Origin of the sequence: Trichocoleus sp. DQ-U1 (assembly GCF_039961925.1) — a bacterium.
Taxonomy (GTDB): Bacteria; Cyanobacteriota; Cyanobacteriia; order Cyanobacteriales; family FACHB-T130; genus FACHB-T130.
Window position 1 is genome coordinate 1 of the sequence record NZ_JAMPKB010000045.1, and the last position, 16,539, is coordinate 16,539.

At 46.4% G+C, this 16,539-nt stretch carries 16 protein-coding genes and 1 pseudogene; 6 read left to right on the forward strand and 11 right to left on the reverse strand.

Features of this window, described 5'->3' with window-relative positions; translation table 11 throughout:
* Positions 1-90 precede the first annotated feature (90 nt).
* From NDI34_RS18130 to NDI34_RS18170, 9 genes and pseudogenes are all read right to left on the reverse strand, one after another.
* Positions 91-1,002 (reverse strand): DEAD/DEAH box helicase family protein, encoded by a 912-nt coding sequence (locus tag NDI34_RS18130; protein ID WP_348233387.1) that lies wholly within the window; start codon positions 1,000-1,002, stop codon positions 91-93.
* A 181-nt stretch (positions 1,003-1,183) separates the two neighbouring features.
* The gene (locus NDI34_RS18135) at positions 1,184-1,651 is read right to left on the reverse strand and encodes a DNA phosphorothioation-associated protein 4 (protein ID WP_348233388.1); all 468 of its coding nucleotides are present in this window, start codon (positions 1,649-1,651) and stop codon (positions 1,184-1,186) included.
* 370 nt (positions 1,652-2,021) lie between these two features.
* Positions 2,022-2,575, reverse strand: a pseudogene (locus NDI34_RS18140) (Uma2 family endonuclease).
* 51 nt (positions 2,576-2,626) lie between these two features.
* On the reverse strand, positions 2,627-3,178 hold the full coding sequence (locus NDI34_RS18145) for a Uma2 family endonuclease (protein WP_348233389.1): 552 nt from the start codon (positions 3,176-3,178) through the stop codon (positions 2,627-2,629).
* 6 nt (positions 3,179-3,184) lie between these two features.
* Entirely contained in the window at positions 3,185-5,131 is a 1,947-nt protein-coding gene (locus tag NDI34_RS18150) for a DUF3370 family protein (RefSeq protein WP_348233390.1), read from the reverse strand.
* 250 nt (positions 5,132-5,381) lie between these two features.
* Positions 5,382-6,128 carry an SAM-dependent methyltransferase gene (locus NDI34_RS18155; RefSeq protein ID WP_348233391.1) on the reverse strand — a complete coding sequence of 249 codons (747 nt, stop codon included), beginning with the start codon at positions 6,126-6,128 and terminating at the stop codon, positions 5,382-5,384.
* A 72-nt stretch (positions 6,129-6,200) separates the two neighbouring features.
* Complete coding sequence (locus NDI34_RS18160; RefSeq protein ID WP_348233392.1) at positions 6,201-6,854, reverse strand: Uma2 family endonuclease; 654 nt, start codon at positions 6,852-6,854, stop codon at positions 6,201-6,203.
* A complete protein-coding gene (locus NDI34_RS18165; protein WP_348233393.1) occupies positions 6,844-8,910 on the reverse strand; it encodes an AAA family ATPase in 2,067 nt (688 codons plus the stop codon). Before NDI34_RS18165 ends, NDI34_RS18160 begins: the two co-directional genes overlap by 11 nt.
* The gene (locus NDI34_RS18170; RefSeq protein ID WP_190434928.1) at positions 8,907-9,080 is read right to left on the reverse strand and encodes a hypothetical protein; all 174 of its coding nucleotides are present in this window, start codon (positions 9,078-9,080) and stop codon (positions 8,907-8,909) included. The genes NDI34_RS18165 and NDI34_RS18170 overlap by 4 nt, the downstream gene beginning before the upstream one ends.
* A gap of 215 nt (positions 9,081-9,295) precedes the next feature.
* Here NDI34_RS18170 and dndE point away from each other — a divergent pair, with 215 nt between their 5' ends.
* On the forward strand, positions 9,296-9,703 hold the full coding sequence (gene dndE / locus NDI34_RS18175; protein WP_190666860.1) for a DNA sulfur modification protein DndE: 408 nt from the start codon (positions 9,296-9,298) through the stop codon (positions 9,701-9,703).
* A gap of 5 nt (positions 9,704-9,708) precedes the next feature.
* Here the strand turns inward: dndE and NDI34_RS18180 are convergent, their stop codons facing one another.
* Complete coding sequence (locus NDI34_RS18180; protein ID WP_348233394.1) at positions 9,709-10,917, reverse strand: class I SAM-dependent methyltransferase; 1,209 nt, start codon at positions 10,915-10,917, stop codon at positions 9,709-9,711.
* Positions 10,918-10,928: 11 nt separating this feature from the next.
* Entirely contained in the window at positions 10,929-11,936 is a 1,008-nt protein-coding gene (locus tag NDI34_RS18185) for a carbohydrate kinase (RefSeq protein WP_348233395.1), read from the reverse strand.
* Positions 11,937-12,148: 212 nt separating this feature from the next.
* Between NDI34_RS18185 and NDI34_RS18190 the strand changes: the two genes are divergently transcribed.
* The 5 genes from NDI34_RS18190 to NDI34_RS18210 all read left to right on the forward strand — a co-directional run bounded on the left by NDI34_RS18190 (position 12,149) and on the right by NDI34_RS18210 (position 16,537).
* Positions 12,149-12,424, forward strand: coding sequence for a LuxR C-terminal-related transcriptional regulator (locus tag NDI34_RS18190; protein ID WP_190411022.1), 276 nt, complete (start codon positions 12,149-12,151; stop codon positions 12,422-12,424).
* Between the two features lie 387 nt (positions 12,425-12,811).
* Positions 12,812-13,405, forward strand: coding sequence for a biopolymer transporter (locus tag NDI34_RS18195; protein ID WP_348233396.1), 594 nt, complete (start codon positions 12,812-12,814; stop codon positions 13,403-13,405).
* A 385-nt stretch (positions 13,406-13,790) separates the two neighbouring features.
* Positions 13,791-15,257, forward strand: a complete 1,467-nt coding sequence (locus NDI34_RS18200) for an ATP-binding protein (RefSeq protein ID WP_348233397.1) — start codon at positions 13,791-13,793, stop codon at positions 15,255-15,257.
* A 161-nt stretch (positions 15,258-15,418) separates the two neighbouring features.
* A complete protein-coding gene (locus NDI34_RS18205) occupies positions 15,419-16,078 on the forward strand; it encodes a DUF6391 domain-containing protein (protein WP_190666869.1) in 660 nt (219 codons plus the stop codon).
* A gap of 81 nt (positions 16,079-16,159) precedes the next feature.
* The gene (locus tag NDI34_RS18210; protein WP_190684087.1) at positions 16,160-16,537 is read left to right on the forward strand and encodes a photosystem I reaction center subunit IV; all 378 of its coding nucleotides are present in this window, start codon (positions 16,160-16,162) and stop codon (positions 16,535-16,537) included.
* The last annotated feature ends 2 nt before the right edge of the window (positions 16,538-16,539 follow it).

Here is a 16,539-nt window from a genome sequence, read left to right on the forward strand (position 1 = left end):
AAAATGGTTGATACTTTGCTTGCTACTGCACTTGATTTAGTCAATCCAAAACACCTACGCAACTGGTTCACAAACTGCTGCTACTGTACTTCATGAACTTGCAATCTGCTGTAATTCCTTTAGAATGCTTAAAGCAGTACGTGTTTTACCTGTACCCGTTGCCATTTCAAGAATGCCGTAATGGTGCTTTAAAAAGGCGTCCCTTGCCTCGGTTTGATGTCTCCAAGGGTCATTCTCCTTCGAGGAATTTGCTTTGTAACTGCCTTTACGCTCAGAAGCAAATGGTGATTTTGGCTCGTATGGAAGTCCTGGCTCCCATTCAGGTGGTTTATCCGGGCGTAGTCGCAGAAGCGATCGCGTCGCCGCTTCCGGAAAACCCATCACTTCCACATTTTGCGTAGTGTTATCCCACAACCGCTGAAAGTTTTCCGCTTTTCGCAGTGTCCGTTCTCTTACACCAGGGTGCCAAGAACAGAAGACATCAATACATTCAAAATTATCAATCAGAGCAGTTGAACTCTCGTTAGCTGAACCTGTGAAAGCAACAATATTGTCAGCAGCATCAGCAAATATGCCCAGCTTTTCATGATAGATGCCTTGTTTGCGGAGGTTGTTAGCTACCGCTAACTTGATTTCCAGCACCCCCTGCCCCAACAACCAAGCTAAACATGCCAATCGATCTCTGACAATTTGCTCAAACTCTTGATCTAACTCTCGCAGAATAGCACCTACAATGACTTCCTCTCGCTGCCGCAGTCCTGTAGCGATCGCCTCTGCATCTTCCTGAGACAAACAAGGAGATGCAACTAACTGCATCTTGCCACCAGTGCGAATCAGTGCGGTTAGTCCTTTAGCCGCAACTGCCATTGAGGTGCTAGAGAAAAATCCTACCGCTCGTTTGTAAACTGTAGCGTTTTCCAAGCAAGGGATGTAGAAGTTTCTGATTAGGTCACACCCATCGCTCCGATACTCTTCCTGAACGGTCAAATTTCTCAAACTCAACCCAGTTATTCCTTTAGGCGACCCGTATTTTAACTTTAGTCCCTTTTATAGCTATTATTGTTCAGTGTTTTTACTGGTAAAAATTGCACTAATATTAGTGAATCTGTAGGAATACCAATAATTTTGTAACAGTCCTGTTAAATTGAATGTGTTATTCGGTCTCATAATTGATAATTTTTTTTCATAAAAACTTCCTTAAATCAAAGCTGTCCTCCCCTAATTCTTCCTTAAATTTATCAGAGATTAATATCAAGAGTAGTCGCTCTGTATAGTTTACTGTTCCCCGCAACTCATCTTGTATAATCTCTAACCCTCCGTTGGCATATTCTTCAAAAATCCGGATGCGTTGTTCTTCGGAATTTTCATCAGTAGGAGAGAGAATTTTTATGTCTTTAGTTTCAGCGATCGATAATAACTGAATCACCCGATCGGTGCCTCTAGATACAAAAACCTCTAGGGCGATCGCACCCGGTTCCCTTTTGGAGATTTCTCCTAAAGGCGATCGCTTTCTCCGCTTTGCCCCCAAGGCTGCTGCAAACGCGATCGCATCAGCGTAGGTTTGGAAAGGGCCAGTTGTGCTATCAGATGCTACTAAGCCTTGCACCAAATCAGCTTTATCTTTCGCAATTCTGATTCTGTTTGCGCCCATTGTGTTAATATTTTTTGCTTAAATACTCATAACGAATTGAAATAGCGATCGCTCTGTTCATCTTCTAAGCTAAAATGTTCACTTTTTGCCTTGGGAACGTTTCAATCTTTGCTCCAGATATATTTTTCCCAAGCTAACCAACTCCTTGCCAAGCCTAAAAATTGTTCCCCCAAGCTCAAGAAAACCTTTCGGCTTTTTGAATTCGGTTTCTTGAGGCAAATCCACTTTTTCTTTTTTCTTGGGCTGACGAGGCGCTGGGTCAAATCCTTTAGGCTTTTGAGTCATAGTCTGATTAGAAAATAAGACTTTGCACAATGAACTTTCTTTATATTATCTGCCGAACCCATGCAGATACAGAGCGATCCTCAAATTAGGGAAACAGTTGATTCACTTGAACTTCAATCTCTGGAAAGGCAAGCGGAGAAAGCGTGGCATCTTCATCCAAAATAATTTCTTGTTGATAATTCGCTTCTCCCGGTTCGCGGAAAACGTAAACTCGTCGCGTGTTCACATCCAGAACCCAGTAATCAGCAATCCCAGCTTTGGCATAAGTGCGTGCTTTCAGCTTGCAATCTCTATTTAGAGTAGAATCTGCCACTTCAACTAACAGGAAGATATCATCGGGTGTAGGGTGACGCTCAAGATGCGGGGATCGATACGAACAACAGCAATATTGGGTTCGGGTTCTGAGTTGGGGCGCAGCGTAATTGGTAACTGCATCCGCAGGAACGCTTGATTTGTCAGTAGACTGTTGAGATAGTTGAACGCCCGTTGCATCGTAGCAGCATGGGGAGGTTGTTGAGGACTCATTTCTAGAATCTGTCCTTCTAGGAGTTCCACTTGCTCGTCAGTTGTCAGAATTTCTGTCTCGATCATGCGGTGGTACTCATCTACAGTCCACAAGCGTCTACCAGTTACAGTCATAGATTTTTAGCTGTAAAAATAGCTTGATTGAGTGTTATTAAAAGTGGGCGTCTAAACAAACAAATCGTCTACTGCCATCAACCATCCCGGCACAGCGGGTTCAGCTTCAGCCACCTCACCACGACGGTAAACTTGCGGCTTTGAGGGATGGCTAACACGATACACCTTGACAACTTCCGCCTTGAGTACATCTACATCCCATACCACCAGCGTACCCGCCGCAAAGTAATCCCGACGCTTGGCTGCCATTTCCGCTTCTGCTGCCTCACCGTAATCATTCTCGCTTCTCACTTCAGCAGCAAAAACGGGTGCCCCTTCTAAGAACTTTCCGTCGCTAGGATTGCCGATGTAGAATGCAGCATCAGGGCTGAAAGAACGGCGGTTTGGAAGATTGACAATAAAGCCGACATTATCAGGCAAAGCATAACCACTTTTGGTGCTGCGTTCGTAATCGCGCAGGCTAACATATATTTCACCTCCTGCACGTCCTGGCAGAAAACCTGTCGCCGCCATCAGTACCAATTCTCCGTTTACAATTTCCGCTTTGCCATTTTCCGGTATGCGGTATAAAGCTTCAATTGTTGTTTCTGTTTTTAAATTCATTGTGAGTTACCCATTTGTGCTGATGGTGAGAACCTGCGGCGGAGTGGAATCTGGAGGATAGAGAAAATCTACCTGTACAACTCTCTTGTCACCTGACGGCATCTTCAGCGTTACCAATGGTTCCCCCGGTTGTCCGCGTCGCTGTACCAGATGCACGTAGCGCGTCTTTTCCACTCCATTATCATCGTTGTAACGCAGCCTGACTGTGCCTCGAAAAAACACTTGCTTAGTGAGGGGATTTAAGAACAAAAGTCTATCGGTTCCTCCCTCATCCTTCAGGGGTGTTTGCACGGATACAGTAACAGTTTGGGTTTGATTAGTAGAGTTTTTCAGCGGCAAAGTGAGATTGTATTCCACCCCGTAGTTACTGTGGGCAAAATACGCCGTATCGGGGTAGCGAACTAGCATCGGGGCACTTTGAATTTGCTTTGTGCCGAGGGTAATGAGATGCAGAGTGCCTAATACATAAGAAAACGCTTTCCCCGGCTGAGGAATCGTTAAATCTGAGGAATTAGAACCATCGGTCATTTGTGCTTGCCATTGTGCCCCTTGGGACACACCCGCCACGCGGCTAAAAACTGTAGGTTCTCTGGGAGGATCTAACGGTGTGGGAATTGGATCGCGCTTCCCCGCCAAACCGCCTGTATTCAGCAGCTTTTGCCATTCAGCCAAGGTGGGTGTCCTCTCACTGCCATTGCCATTGCGGGGGGCATTCATGGCTAAATTGGCAACATAAATTGGGCGATCGCTCGACAACCGCATCATCGTGGTGCGACCATTCGATGAGGGAGCCTTCACCGGAATTGGCTGATTCATCAGCATTTGGCTTTGCCCCGGTGGAATTGTCACCTTTTGGGAGAATTTTTCCTGCCGAATCCCTCGCAGCACATCATTCATTGTCCGGCTGCCAGGGCCAGCGTAGACGGTGCCGTTAGGATTATCCTGAATATCTGGCAAGGAAATAAACGGCGCATCGGGAGTGGAAAGGTAACTTGCTGCTTGCAGCACTTCGACAGTGGCAGGTTGATCGCCGGGATTGTGCAAAATCACGCCTTGGTAAAGGGTGCGCGTTTGCGAGGAATTTTCTGCCCTGGCGATGTGGTGAGAAAATAAATCAAATCGTCCCTGGAAGGGGAAATTTAAATGCGCTTCCGGCACCTGTTTGCCTGCTGGGGGGAAGGTGGACAGCAGAATGCCTTCAGTTGTCACGAGTTCGGGACTGTTGCTGTTAAAGGTGGGAACGGCATCCAGTTTTCCCGGTAAAGCCCGCACCTCCATCGGTTGCACTTCCACCCCGGCTATATACTGCGGCGGAATCGTATAAATGTTTAACGCCCGACACATGGACGCTGCCACTTCGCCTCTGGTGGCGCTGCGATTGGGGTTGAGTTGTTTGACGTTGGGATAATTGACGACAAGGGTGCCCACGGCGGCGGAAGCGATCGCATTTTGGGCATAACTTGGAATCTGGGCCGCATCGTTAAAATACTGCCCCAGCGTCTGACTGACATTTTCCGGGATGGGATAATTCGCCGCACCTGCTATAACGCCGATTGCTTGCACTCTGGGAATGGCTTGACTCGGTTGAAAAATCCCGCCGGGATAACCCGAAAAAAAGCCTTTTTGATAAGCGGTAGCGATCGCTTTATTCGCCCAGTGGCTAGCAGGCACATCTCTAAAAGCTGTGCTGCTACGCTTTACTGGCGCATTCGGGAAGGCATTCAACATCAGCACCGCCGCCTCAGCGCGTGTCACCGTTGCTTCTGGGCGAAAGCTGCTATCCGGGTAGCCCGTCACTAACTTTCTTTGGGCTAACTGAGTAATGCAATCTTTCGCCCAATGGCTTTGAATGTCAGAAAAAGCGGCAGTACTGGGTGTTGATAAACCCAACAAAGACACAAAAAGAACGGAAGTAACGGCAGGATTTGTTAAGAATTTGAGAGTTTTAACCATTAAAAGGCTTGAATGTCAACGAGAGTCTTTGAAGTATTTTTAGACAAATTTGTTGCCAGCGGAAAGCGATGCGCGATCGCCCTGTATCTACAAAGCTGATTCAGTAATCCAAGGGAGAACCTCTTTCCTGCTATAGGAAGGTAGTAATTTTCCCCCGTTCCTTGTAGGGAAGAGGGTTGGGGGCTAGGTCTTTGATTACTGAATCGACGCTTCAGCAGCATTGCAGTAGGGATGCGCCGACCAATCTTATTTATTTATAAACCACGCAGCCATACATAAAAACCGGCTCGCTAGCCTCAATCGGTTTTGCCGATAAGTCAGCCTGCCACGCCTCAACTGGCAGGATACCATGCTCGGTTAATTGCCAGCGTCCCAATAGCGATCGGATCGTTTCGGGATTACGCATATAAACATGCGCCCCCATTGAGTCCAACAGTTCTAGCAATTCCGGATATAGTATTCCCGCTTCACCATCAAAATCCAGCGCCAAGAAACTACCCGCCGGTGCCCAATCATAGAGCTGATCGAGCATCTGGGTCATAATTTCATCAGGGATAAAGGCTGCAACACCCACAAAAACCATACCTAAACGCCGAATTGACCCCAGCACTTGTGCAACAACCGCTCGATCGAGCGTATCAAGGTTTGTCGCATCGCAGAAAGTGTAGTCAGCGTTCGAGTTCTCGGCTAAAATCTCTTGACCCAGTTTGATATTTGCTCGATCGATATCAGTATAGAGAACCTTTGCTTGCGGTACAACTTCATGCACATTCCCACAAGTTGGTAATCCGGAACCGAACACCATAAATTGGTCAATTCCCTGCGATTCGATATAGCGGGATACCTGACCAATGTAGTCTCGTAACTTGCGAAAAACGGTTGGGAAATTAGGGTATACTCCGGTAAAAACTTTGGCTGCTTCCACATCAATTGGGAAGTAATGAGAACCGCCAAGCCAATAATCAATCATCCGGGCTGTGTTGGGGGAAACTTCCATTCCTACTCCTTTCGCGGATAAATTTTAAAAAGAGCGATCGCTCTTTTTATCCTCTTTCTTTTGACTGCATTTTTAGCTAAATGATTGTAGCAGCCAGCGAGTAATTGCCCCATCATCCTCAGATTGGCTGCGTTGCAGTGCTTCTTCAACGAGAGAAAGCGTCAATCCTGGTAATACCAACGACTCTTGGATTTCGCCACTCCGCCCATCGGAAATCGAGAATGCGATCGCATCATCTGCACTCGCATCAACGACCCAATATTCCCTCACTCCTACACGTTCATAAATTAACCGCTTCATCCCCAAATCGTCATTCACCGATGACGCCCCAATTTCAATCACTAAGGCAGGGGATTGAAACTCATTCAAATTGATTGGCGAGTTTGTTCGTGGTGGTAATTGAAACTCAGCGCCGATATAATAAGACAAATCCGGTTGAAATTCGCCTACCCCTCTTTGGCGAAAAGTGGCATTGTTTAACTCTACAATTCTAATATTTCTAAGTGTAGCAAACATCTTCACTACGCTAGAAACAATAGAATTTTCCCTAGCATGAAGTGGTCCAACTGCTGCCATTTCAATCCTCATGTAGCCGTGATGATAGAAAAATTTACCCTTTTCATAAGCAGGATTATCAGCTAGTGCAATAAATTCTTCCCAAGGTGCTTTTATCCAGGTATCTGTCACTAAATTCTGTTGTACAGCCGATGATGAACTAGAAATCATAATCCACCTCTACAATCTCGGTATATTCAAACTCGTTAGGACTTTGCCTAACTAAATCGTAATCGTTTCCGTTTAATTCAATCGAATCTTTTTCGCATTCCGGCTTAGAAGAGTAATAAGTCAATACATATTGCCTACCAATCCGAGTAGCGATTTCTGCGGCTACTTCACCGCGCCATTGAGTTTTAGTGACTAAAACCACTAACTGATTTGCTAATCTGGGAATCGTCTTCGCAATTTGCCGCCGATAAATTTCATCCAAACTTCCGAAGGGAGAATCCATCACAATTGGAAACGTGCTGCTATCTGGTACCATCAGCATTTCCTTATGACTCCACTCGCGAACCCTATCGATAATGCTACCGATAAACGATAAGCTGAGAATTTGATTTTCTCCCGTAGAAGCAGCGACGGGTGACTCTGAACCGGCGGTATTTTCTACTAATGTTAGCTCATACTTTTCACTAAGTTTGGGGATATAGGGGGTAAAGGAAATCTCACTAAAAATTTCTTGTACCCGCTTTTCTAGCTGCACGCGAAACTGTTGATCCAAACGCGATCGCACTTCGGTTAATCGCTCAATTGCATCCTGGGTTGCAGCAATTCGTCGCTGGGCTAGCGCTTGCTTTGCCTCATTCATCTCATGTTTGGCAATTTGCTTCCCTAAGCTTTCAACTTCAATTTGAATATCGGCAATTTTCTGGCGATTCTCCCCTTCTTCTAGAGTTAAATCTCGAATTTTTGCTTCAATTTCATCTAACCGCTTTTGAAAGTTGCGAATTTCCTCACTGGGATCTTTTCTTAACTTATCCCGAATTTCATCTAGTTGCGTTTCTATTTGAGAAATGGTTTGTCTACACTGAGTAATATTCGCTTGCTCTGTATCCACCTCTTCCCAAAATGCCGGTGCTTGCTTATCAATTTCATCTACTTGGGCACTCATGCGAATCGCAGTTTCCTCAACAGCCGCAATTCCTGCTTTATCTAACCAGGTTTCAACACTTCCATAAGCAGCAGTTCCCTCATGCAATTCTGTACCGCAAATACAGCGGTGCTGATATAATAAATTAGTGACAAATTGCCGATCGATGCCAGAGGGTAGCTCGCCTCGCTGTCGTAAATTATCAATAATCGCTCGGAATGCTGCTGTTGTCTCTGATAATAAAACGGTGTAACCTTGGGTTGAGATAGCCCGTTTTAAGGCTTCCTGGCTTGTTTTCAGATTTTGTTGATTGACAGCTTTCTGTTCTTCCAGAGATTTTCGTTCTTCTTCTAAACTTTTAGCCGCATCGAGTTCCCGTAAATGGGCGCTAATTTCTTTTTTCAGCGTTTGTTGAGCGGCTAACTCTTCCCCTATTTCAGTTTGACGATTAGATAAGCGATCGCTTTCTTTCTCTCGCTGCTCTTTTTTCTTTAATAACTGCTGAGTTTGAGAGTCACCAATTGCTTTTAACTCAGCTTCTAGCGCTTTTTTCGTATCCTTCAGATGCTTGATAGCACGATTTAAAACTTCGACTCCCAAAAGTTTTTTCGTTGCTTCGGCAATTTCCTCTTTTTTTTCAGAGCGTACAATTTGCTCAATTCGCTCTCCATCAAAAAAGAAATACTGATGCAAACTTTCTGGTAAGATTCGCCCAATGATATCTTCTGGATGCTGGGTAGGCAATCTCCAAATTCCATCATCTCCGGCGATTTGCATATACAACTTGCTTTCGCCTTTCTCAATAGTTGCACCCTTATAAGCGCGACACTCGCGTTTTGCTCGGTAGCGTTTATCGTTATGTTCCCAAGTGACTTCTACCCAGCATTCTACTGGAAAGCCTGGTTTGGCTTCTGCAAGCGATCGCTTATTCACCAGCTGCTCTTGTGAAGCAAAAGCGGCACTAAATTTCTCGTACAATACCCACGTAAATGCATTTAACAGCGTTGTTTTTCCCGCACCATTATTGCCGTGGATAATCGTAGTATTTTCTTCCTCTCCACAGGAAAGCAAAATTTCAGGAGTTTTACCATAAAATTGCCGGAAATTGCATAATTTAATGGAAGTTAGCTTCATCGCACGACTTCCTTCACAATTGTCAAAATATCATCATTGATATTGCGCGGTTGTTTCATGTAGAGCTTATCTTTCTCCGCCTGTAATACTCGCTCAATGATTTGATAAACTTCTGATGGAGCTGTCGTAATTGGCTCCTGTACATCATTTAAATAGGGTTCTTTCGTCATTTGGCTTATCACCCTGCAAATAAATTCTATTTTATTTCCAAAACCAAAGGTATGCAAAGGTTAACTTTAAAAGATATTTTGTTAGAGAATTTTTACTGAATTGCGGTTTAATGTAAAGAATTAGAGGAGGCTCCGTGCTTAGCACTCCTTGGAAGCGATCGCTTTCGGGTGAGTAAGCCTCACGTTTTATCGTTTAAGGCTCTATTTAAAGACTGATGGAACCACCCATTGACCGCATTCGCCTGTCTCAAACAGCCAAAGATCAGTTAAGTAAGCTCAAGCGCAACACTAAAATCGATCAGTGGAATATTCTTTGCCGCTGGGCATTTTGTCGCTCTTTGGCAGAGCCAACAATCCCTTCGCCGGTGCCAATTCCAGCAGATAGTAATGTCGAAATGACTTGGCGCGTCTTTGGGGGAGAATTGTCTGATATTCTGTTAATTGCCTTAAAGCAGCGCTGCTACAACGATAGATTAGGAACCGATCGGGAGACTTTGGCGACTCAATTTCGCCTGCATTTGCATCGCGGGATTGGTTATTTAGCAGGCGATCCGAATATCAAGAAAATTGAAAATTTAATTGAAGTTGCTGAAACAATTAAAAATGAAAAAGCAAATTTTTAATTGTTTTATGGCATCGTCAAACCTTTGAGCTTTAGCTTTCTCTCTTCCTCGCTTAGCCCTTTGCACTGCACCAGTACGCCAAAACCCCCCAATCCGGTTGGATCGATGAGCTGGTGTAGGGCGTCACGACGGCGCAGTACATCCATAATGCTTTGCTGCTCGGCAATCGGACGATCGCTATGGGAAAGGGCAGCAATGCGATCGCCCAATCCCAGCGCCATCAGAAACAACGCCTGTTTCGTAAAACCCACCAATGCCAAGCCGCATCGATCGCCCCAACGCTCCAAAGCGGTAAAATCCACATGAGCGGTGATATCCTGTTGCCCAATCTGCACGTAAGGATCGTTATGGTGCCGATGCTGGTAATAACATTGAAGCGTCCCCTGACTCCGCTGAGGATTGTAATATCGAGCAGCTGGGTAGCCATAGTCAATCGTCAACAAATACCCGCGATTGAGCTTGTCGGCAACTGTACTCAGCCAATCCTGAGCGGCTAGATTAATCTCGCTGCGATAGCCATCTGCATAGGCAGCAGAGGGCAACTCAATCCCTACTAAATCAAAATACTCAGCCAGTTGAGGCGTCGAAAGTTCGCCAGTTACTTCCTCAAAATGGGTTCCATCTGGCGTAGTGACATAAATTTCTTTGAGCTTCCCTTGCGCGATCGCAAACTGATGCACCGGCAATGCATCCACCAACTCGTTAGAAAAAAAGCACCCGGTGATGGAAGCGCTGGGTATCTCCTCCAGAGAACACCACCTAACGGGTGTAGCGCCTTGGGTTTGGGCGAATATTGGGGCTAATTTTTGCAACACCTGCTGCTGTTGAGAAATTAGCCCCGCTGCCTTTTCAACGATCAGGTACTCTAAAGCATTAAAGAACGCTGGATGATGCTGGTGTAAATGCAGCAGAATATCTGCTGCTAGGAGTCCTTGTCCCGCCCCCATTTCCACAAGCGTAAATTGCGCCGGACGTCCCAAAATGTCCCACATTTGGACAAATTGCTCAGCCAGCAGTTCGCCAAAGTCGGCACCCAGATTGGGAGCGGTAAAAAAATCACCTTCCGGCCCAATGTTGACGGCGTTTGTGGCATAGTAGCCGTAGTCCGGCTCGTACAGCACCCACTCCATATACTGAGCAAAGGTAATCCGCTGGTTGGGACTGTTGGCAATGCGCTCACCAATCAAGCTCAAGAGCGATTCAGACTCGTGCATCAACGATTCTTTCAACCTTCAACCTTTACCGTTTTGAGGAAGTCTTCCACTTCAGCCGCCGTTGGCTGTGCAGCGATCGCTCCTGGCTTCATTGCGGTGATCCCACCCACTGCATTTGCATAAGTTACCACCTGCTTTGCCATTTCAGCATCAGCGAGATACTGAATGCCGTGTTTGCACAACTGATCGATGAACCCGGCAAGGAACCCATCCCCCGCGCCTGTGGTATCTACCACCTTGACGGAAAAAGCTGGCACCTTGTCTTCATTCCCACCCAAGCAGTAAGCACAGCCTTTTTCACCGCCGGTTACTAAAACGCCCTCTACTGAATCCAGACGGTAAGCGATCGCGCCAGCATCGGTGGTTTCAAATAACCATTCAGCTTCTTCGTCAGTGATTTTGAGGAAATCGACGTGCTTAATAAGTTCCTGAATCATCGGCTTGGAATCGCTGGGATCGGGCCAGAACATATCGCGCCGATTCACATCTAGCACAATTTTGACATTGTACCGATCTGCCAGTTCCAGGGCTTTCGTAATTGCCGCTCGCGCATCAGGATAAGCTAACTCCAGGCTTCCCAGGACGAGAAAATCAGCGTTTTCAAACAAAGCTTCTGGCAATGCAGACGCTTGTAGGTGCGTATCGGAAAATTCTGTCGTGTCACGAGTTTCTTTTGCAGAAGTGGAACTAACGCCAAATGCGGCAAACTCTCGTTCGCCTGATAGCGATCGCACTACATAAACTTGCCGCGTCGGTGCGGTGTCATGGCGCTGCACGCCCGTACTATCCACACCCACTTCCTGCAACAACTGCACCAATCGATCTCCCGGCTGATCCTTACCTACACAGCCGATAAATCCAGAAGGGGTTCCCAACTTGACCAAAGCACACGCCACATTTGCGGGTGCGCCGCCCGGATAAGGCGTCCAAGATTCGACATCTTCAAGCGATCGCCCCAGTTGATCGGCTAGACAATCAAACAAAATTTCTCCGAGGCAGAGAACGCGGGGATGGGTCACAACTGCACTCCTTGTCAACATGAACTCAGCCTACCAGAGCCTCTACCCCCTAGATCCGGATATTCACAGAAGCTCAAGATGATCCCAGCCTTTTTTCCGACTCCCAGATGTGGGGGATATTGTCTCAATCCCAGTCACGAACGGGCTTACCCCCAAAGGATCTTCTAAAATTAAAGAGATAGTAAGTAGATATAACTAAGGAAAAAATACTTATGGCTGGTAGCGAGACTTATACCCCCGCGACACTCTCCGAGCGAGAACTGCAAATCATTGAGCTAGTTGCTGCTGGCTTAACGAATCATGACATCGCCCAAAAGCTGGAAATCAGCAAACGAACCGTGGATAACCACATCAGCAATGTATTGACCAAAACCAAGACTGACAATCGGGTGGCGCTGCTACGCTGGGCTTTGCAATGGGGCAAAGTTTGTATCAATGAAGTCAACTGCTGTACCTTGCCCACACCGGCGGATGAAGTGATTTCCTAAGCGAGCAACCGGGAAACCCTGCGAAAAAAGACAATCGTCATTAGTCATTGGTCATGGGTTGTTGGTTATGGGTTGTTGGTCAGTCAATTATTGCGAATTGTACGGATAAGCGAATTCATGGCGAATTGTCAACTGCTTTTCAATTCGTCAATAGCTGATTCGCTAGCAAACGAATCAATCAGGGTCGCGGATTAAATAACCTACATCCCTTCACCTCGTAGATTGGGTTAAGCGATCGCGTTACCCAACGCTACATTCAGCACTCTGGTTGGGTGGTCGTAACATCAAACGCCACATCGAAAGGGCGGGGGGAATCTCCGCCCTTTTGACGTACTTCCCCGACCAGACTGAAGTTATTTAATATCTATTCCGAAAAACTAATGACAAATGACTAAACACAAACGTTATCTGCCAGTTTTAGCAGTTGGTTTATTTGCCGCCTTGAGTGGATGTCGCGATCGCGGCTTACTCACTCCACCTCCGCAACTGCTGGGAGCCTCCCTCAACAGCTTAGCCGCCGAACAAGAACCCCAATTTTCTTACGATGGTCGCTACCTAGTCTTTACCTCAAGCCGCCAAGCCCATCGCGGCGTCTATCTTTACGACGTTCAGCGCCGTCGCCTTATCCCTCTCCCCGGACTCAACCAATCGGGTGTCATCCACGAACAGCCAGATATCAGTGCCGATGGTCGCTACATCGTCTACATCTCCGAGGAACGGGGCAAACCAGATGTTTTCGTTTATGACCGCCAAAGCCTGCAATCTGAGGTCATTACCGACAATATTCTCGGTGAAGTCCGCCGTCCCACCATTAGCGGGAACGGTCGATTTATTGCCTTTGAATCCAATCGTTCCGGGCAGTGGGACATTGAAATTTACGATCGTGGCCCCAGTGTCGAATTATCCTTACCTACCAGTCGTTCGGCACCTCTAAACAGCCCTGAAGCCCCCGCCTCAACCACACCAGCGGCTCCCAATTGATGGACGCATCCCACTAAAGTTAAATAGCAGGGGTTGACCTGCTGTAGAGACATGATTAACCGCGAGTCTTCTGCAACCCTTCTAAATTTGGCTGACTCGGTAACTTTACGCTTCGTTTGTGATAAATAAACCGATGCTCTAGAAGTTCTTGTATCTGCGATTACGTTCCAACTTAACACTGACGATTGCTTTAGGCATAAGTCCGAAAAAACAATCGCGATCGCGGACGATTTTTTACAATCAGAATATTGATTAAAAATCACTTATCATAAAAATAATTTTATTTGATCAATCTAATTAAATAAATTATCGCAAACCAAACTTCAACGTAACTAGGGAAATTTTTCCTAAAAAAGTGAAATGTTCTTGTTGATGAATGCTCGCAATGCTTAAGGAAACAGAATCAGCTTCTTCTTTGGAACAGCCATTAACCGTCTTACTCGTTGACGATCAAGCTCTGGTCGGTGTAGCAATACGTCGGATGCTTGCCACTGAAGAAGATATCATTTTTCACTATTGTAGTGAACCGACTCAAGCAATTCAAATGGCGACAGAAATTGCTCCAACAGTCATCTTACAAGATTTAGTAATGCCCGAAATTAACGGGTTACTGTTGGTGCGGTTTTTTCGGGCTAATTCCGCAACGCGAGATGTTCCGATTATTGTACTTTCAGCGAAAGAAGATCCAGCAGTCAAAGCGGAAGCCTTTGCTCTGGATGTAAATGACTACTTGATAAAACTGCCAGACAAAATTGAGCTAATCGCTCGTATCCGCTATCACTCCAAAGCCTATATTAACTTTATCAAACAGGCTCGGTTGCACGCCCAAGTAGAAGCACAAGTCGAGATGCTTAGCGAGAAATCTCGACAACTGACTGAAGCCTTAACACAACTGCAAAATACTCAAGCTCGGCTCATTCAATCTGAAAAAATGGCGAGTTTGGGCCAACTGGTTGCCGGTGTTGTCCACGCCATCAACAACCCAGTTAATTTCATCTACGGCAACCTCACTTATCTAGATGAATATACTCAAGCTTTATTGGATTTGTTGGTAGTTTATCAGCAAGAATATCCTCAGCCGTCTTTAAGGATTCAGGAACAGGCAGAAGAAATCGATCTAAATTTTCTAATTGAAGACTTGCCCAGAATGTTGTCTTCCATGAAAGTAGGCGCTGACAGAATCTGTCAGATTGTTTCGAGTTTGCGTAACTTCTCGCGCTTAGATGAATCAGCGATGAAGCCGGTCAATATTCATGAAGGAATTGAGAGTACCTTACTAATATTGCAGCATCGACTGAAAGCCAAGACAGAACATTCGGGAATTCAGATCCTCAAAGAGTATGGGAAATTACCCCCGGTAGAGTGTTATGCCGGACAACTCAATCAGGTGTTTTTGAACATTCTCAGCAATGCGATTGATGCCTTGAATGATTATGACAAAGAGCGATCGCCTGATGAAATCCGAAACCATCCCAGCCGGATCGTCATCCAAACCTCAATTGTCAGCACTCAGGGTTCGGCGGTCAGCGAACACACAACTGACAATCAAAAAAATAATCAACAGGACGCACACGGCACAACGGTGCCCCTAGTTGCTGATAAAGTAGCGATTCGGATTATCGATAATGGGCCGGGTATCGGTTCCGAAGTAAAGTCACGCATTTTTAATTCTTTTTTCACCACTAAAAATGTGGAAAGAGAAACAGGGCTGGGATTAGCCATCAGCTATCAAATTGTCGTTGAGAAGCACGGTGGCAGCTTGCAATGCTTCTCAGAGCCAGGAAAAGGAACAGAATTCGCAATCCAAATTCCCATTCAGCAGCCTGCTCATCAATCTACCTTGCTGGAGTAGCCTTTCAACAACTCAACCGACGAAACCCCAACGTGACCGGCTTTTGAGCGCGAGTAGCACGAGTGGCAATCTCACAAAAATTTGCAACGGCTCAAAGGCGTAAACGCTAAAGTTGAAAAACATCCCAGTTAATCTATCTGCTTTTGGAGTAGTTCTACTCTATGACTACTGCTTCTGCTTCTTCTCAGACTGGCAACTTCTGGAGCTTTGACTGGAGCTTTGACTCCCCAGCTCCTCAACCGACACAAGATGCCGATCTCCTCAGAACCCTGAACTTTGTTCCTGGGCTAAAGGAAATCCTGATGCTGCGTCAGGTTCATGCCTTAGAACACGCCACGGTTTGGGTCTTGAGCGACACCTGTAACTCCCCGAACGCCAGGGGTACATCAACCTCCAGGCAACTAGATAACAACACTCTAGGAGGTCTTTCCACCGACCAAGGATTTTACCTCTACGGTCAAGTCAACAGCGCTGATTTGCATCGTGCTGTTCGCACTGCCCTCCGGCGCATTACCCGTGGAGAATGGAACCTCGCCGTGCATCCGCGTTGCGGCACGAATTTGTCAGTCGGGATGCTTGTCACCGCCGGACTCGCCTTGGGTATCCATCTCGTCCTGCCTCGTGGCCCCATCGAGCAACTTTTGGGTTTAGGCATCGCTACCACCGCTGCTGCCCAATTAACGCCCGATCTGGGCGGTCTTGCCCAACAATACATTACAACCTCCATTCCCTTTAATTTGGCGATAGAAGACATTTCGGCAACGCCTGACATCTGGGGTCGTCCCGCTCACTTCGTCCGACTGCGTTGGATCGAACAGTAATAAAACTTAAAGACTGGGAGGCTCAGCAGCTCCCGATCGAGTAGTACGCTGTACCTTAATGACGTAAGGGAAAAAACACTTATGGTTCAACGTGGTTCAAAAGTTCAGATTCTCCGCAAAGAATCTTTCTGGTTTCAGGATACTGGGACTGTTGCTTCCATAGACCAGAGCGGCATCAAATACCCAGTGATTGTCCGTTTCAATAATGTCAACTACGCTGGCGTTAATACCAACAACTTTGCCATGAACGAAGTGGTAGAGGTTGAAGCACCCAAGGCAGCAGGGAAGAAACCCACTACTGCCGCTTCCGGTGGCAAACAAACCACCATCGACGAGCGGACTCGCAGAACAGGTCAGGGCAACCGAGTTCTTGATGGGAAGGCCAGCGCTGCCCCAGAGTCTGGAGAAGGTAGCTCAGTCGTACAAGGCGCTCCCAACCAGGGAACTGACTCACGTTAAGT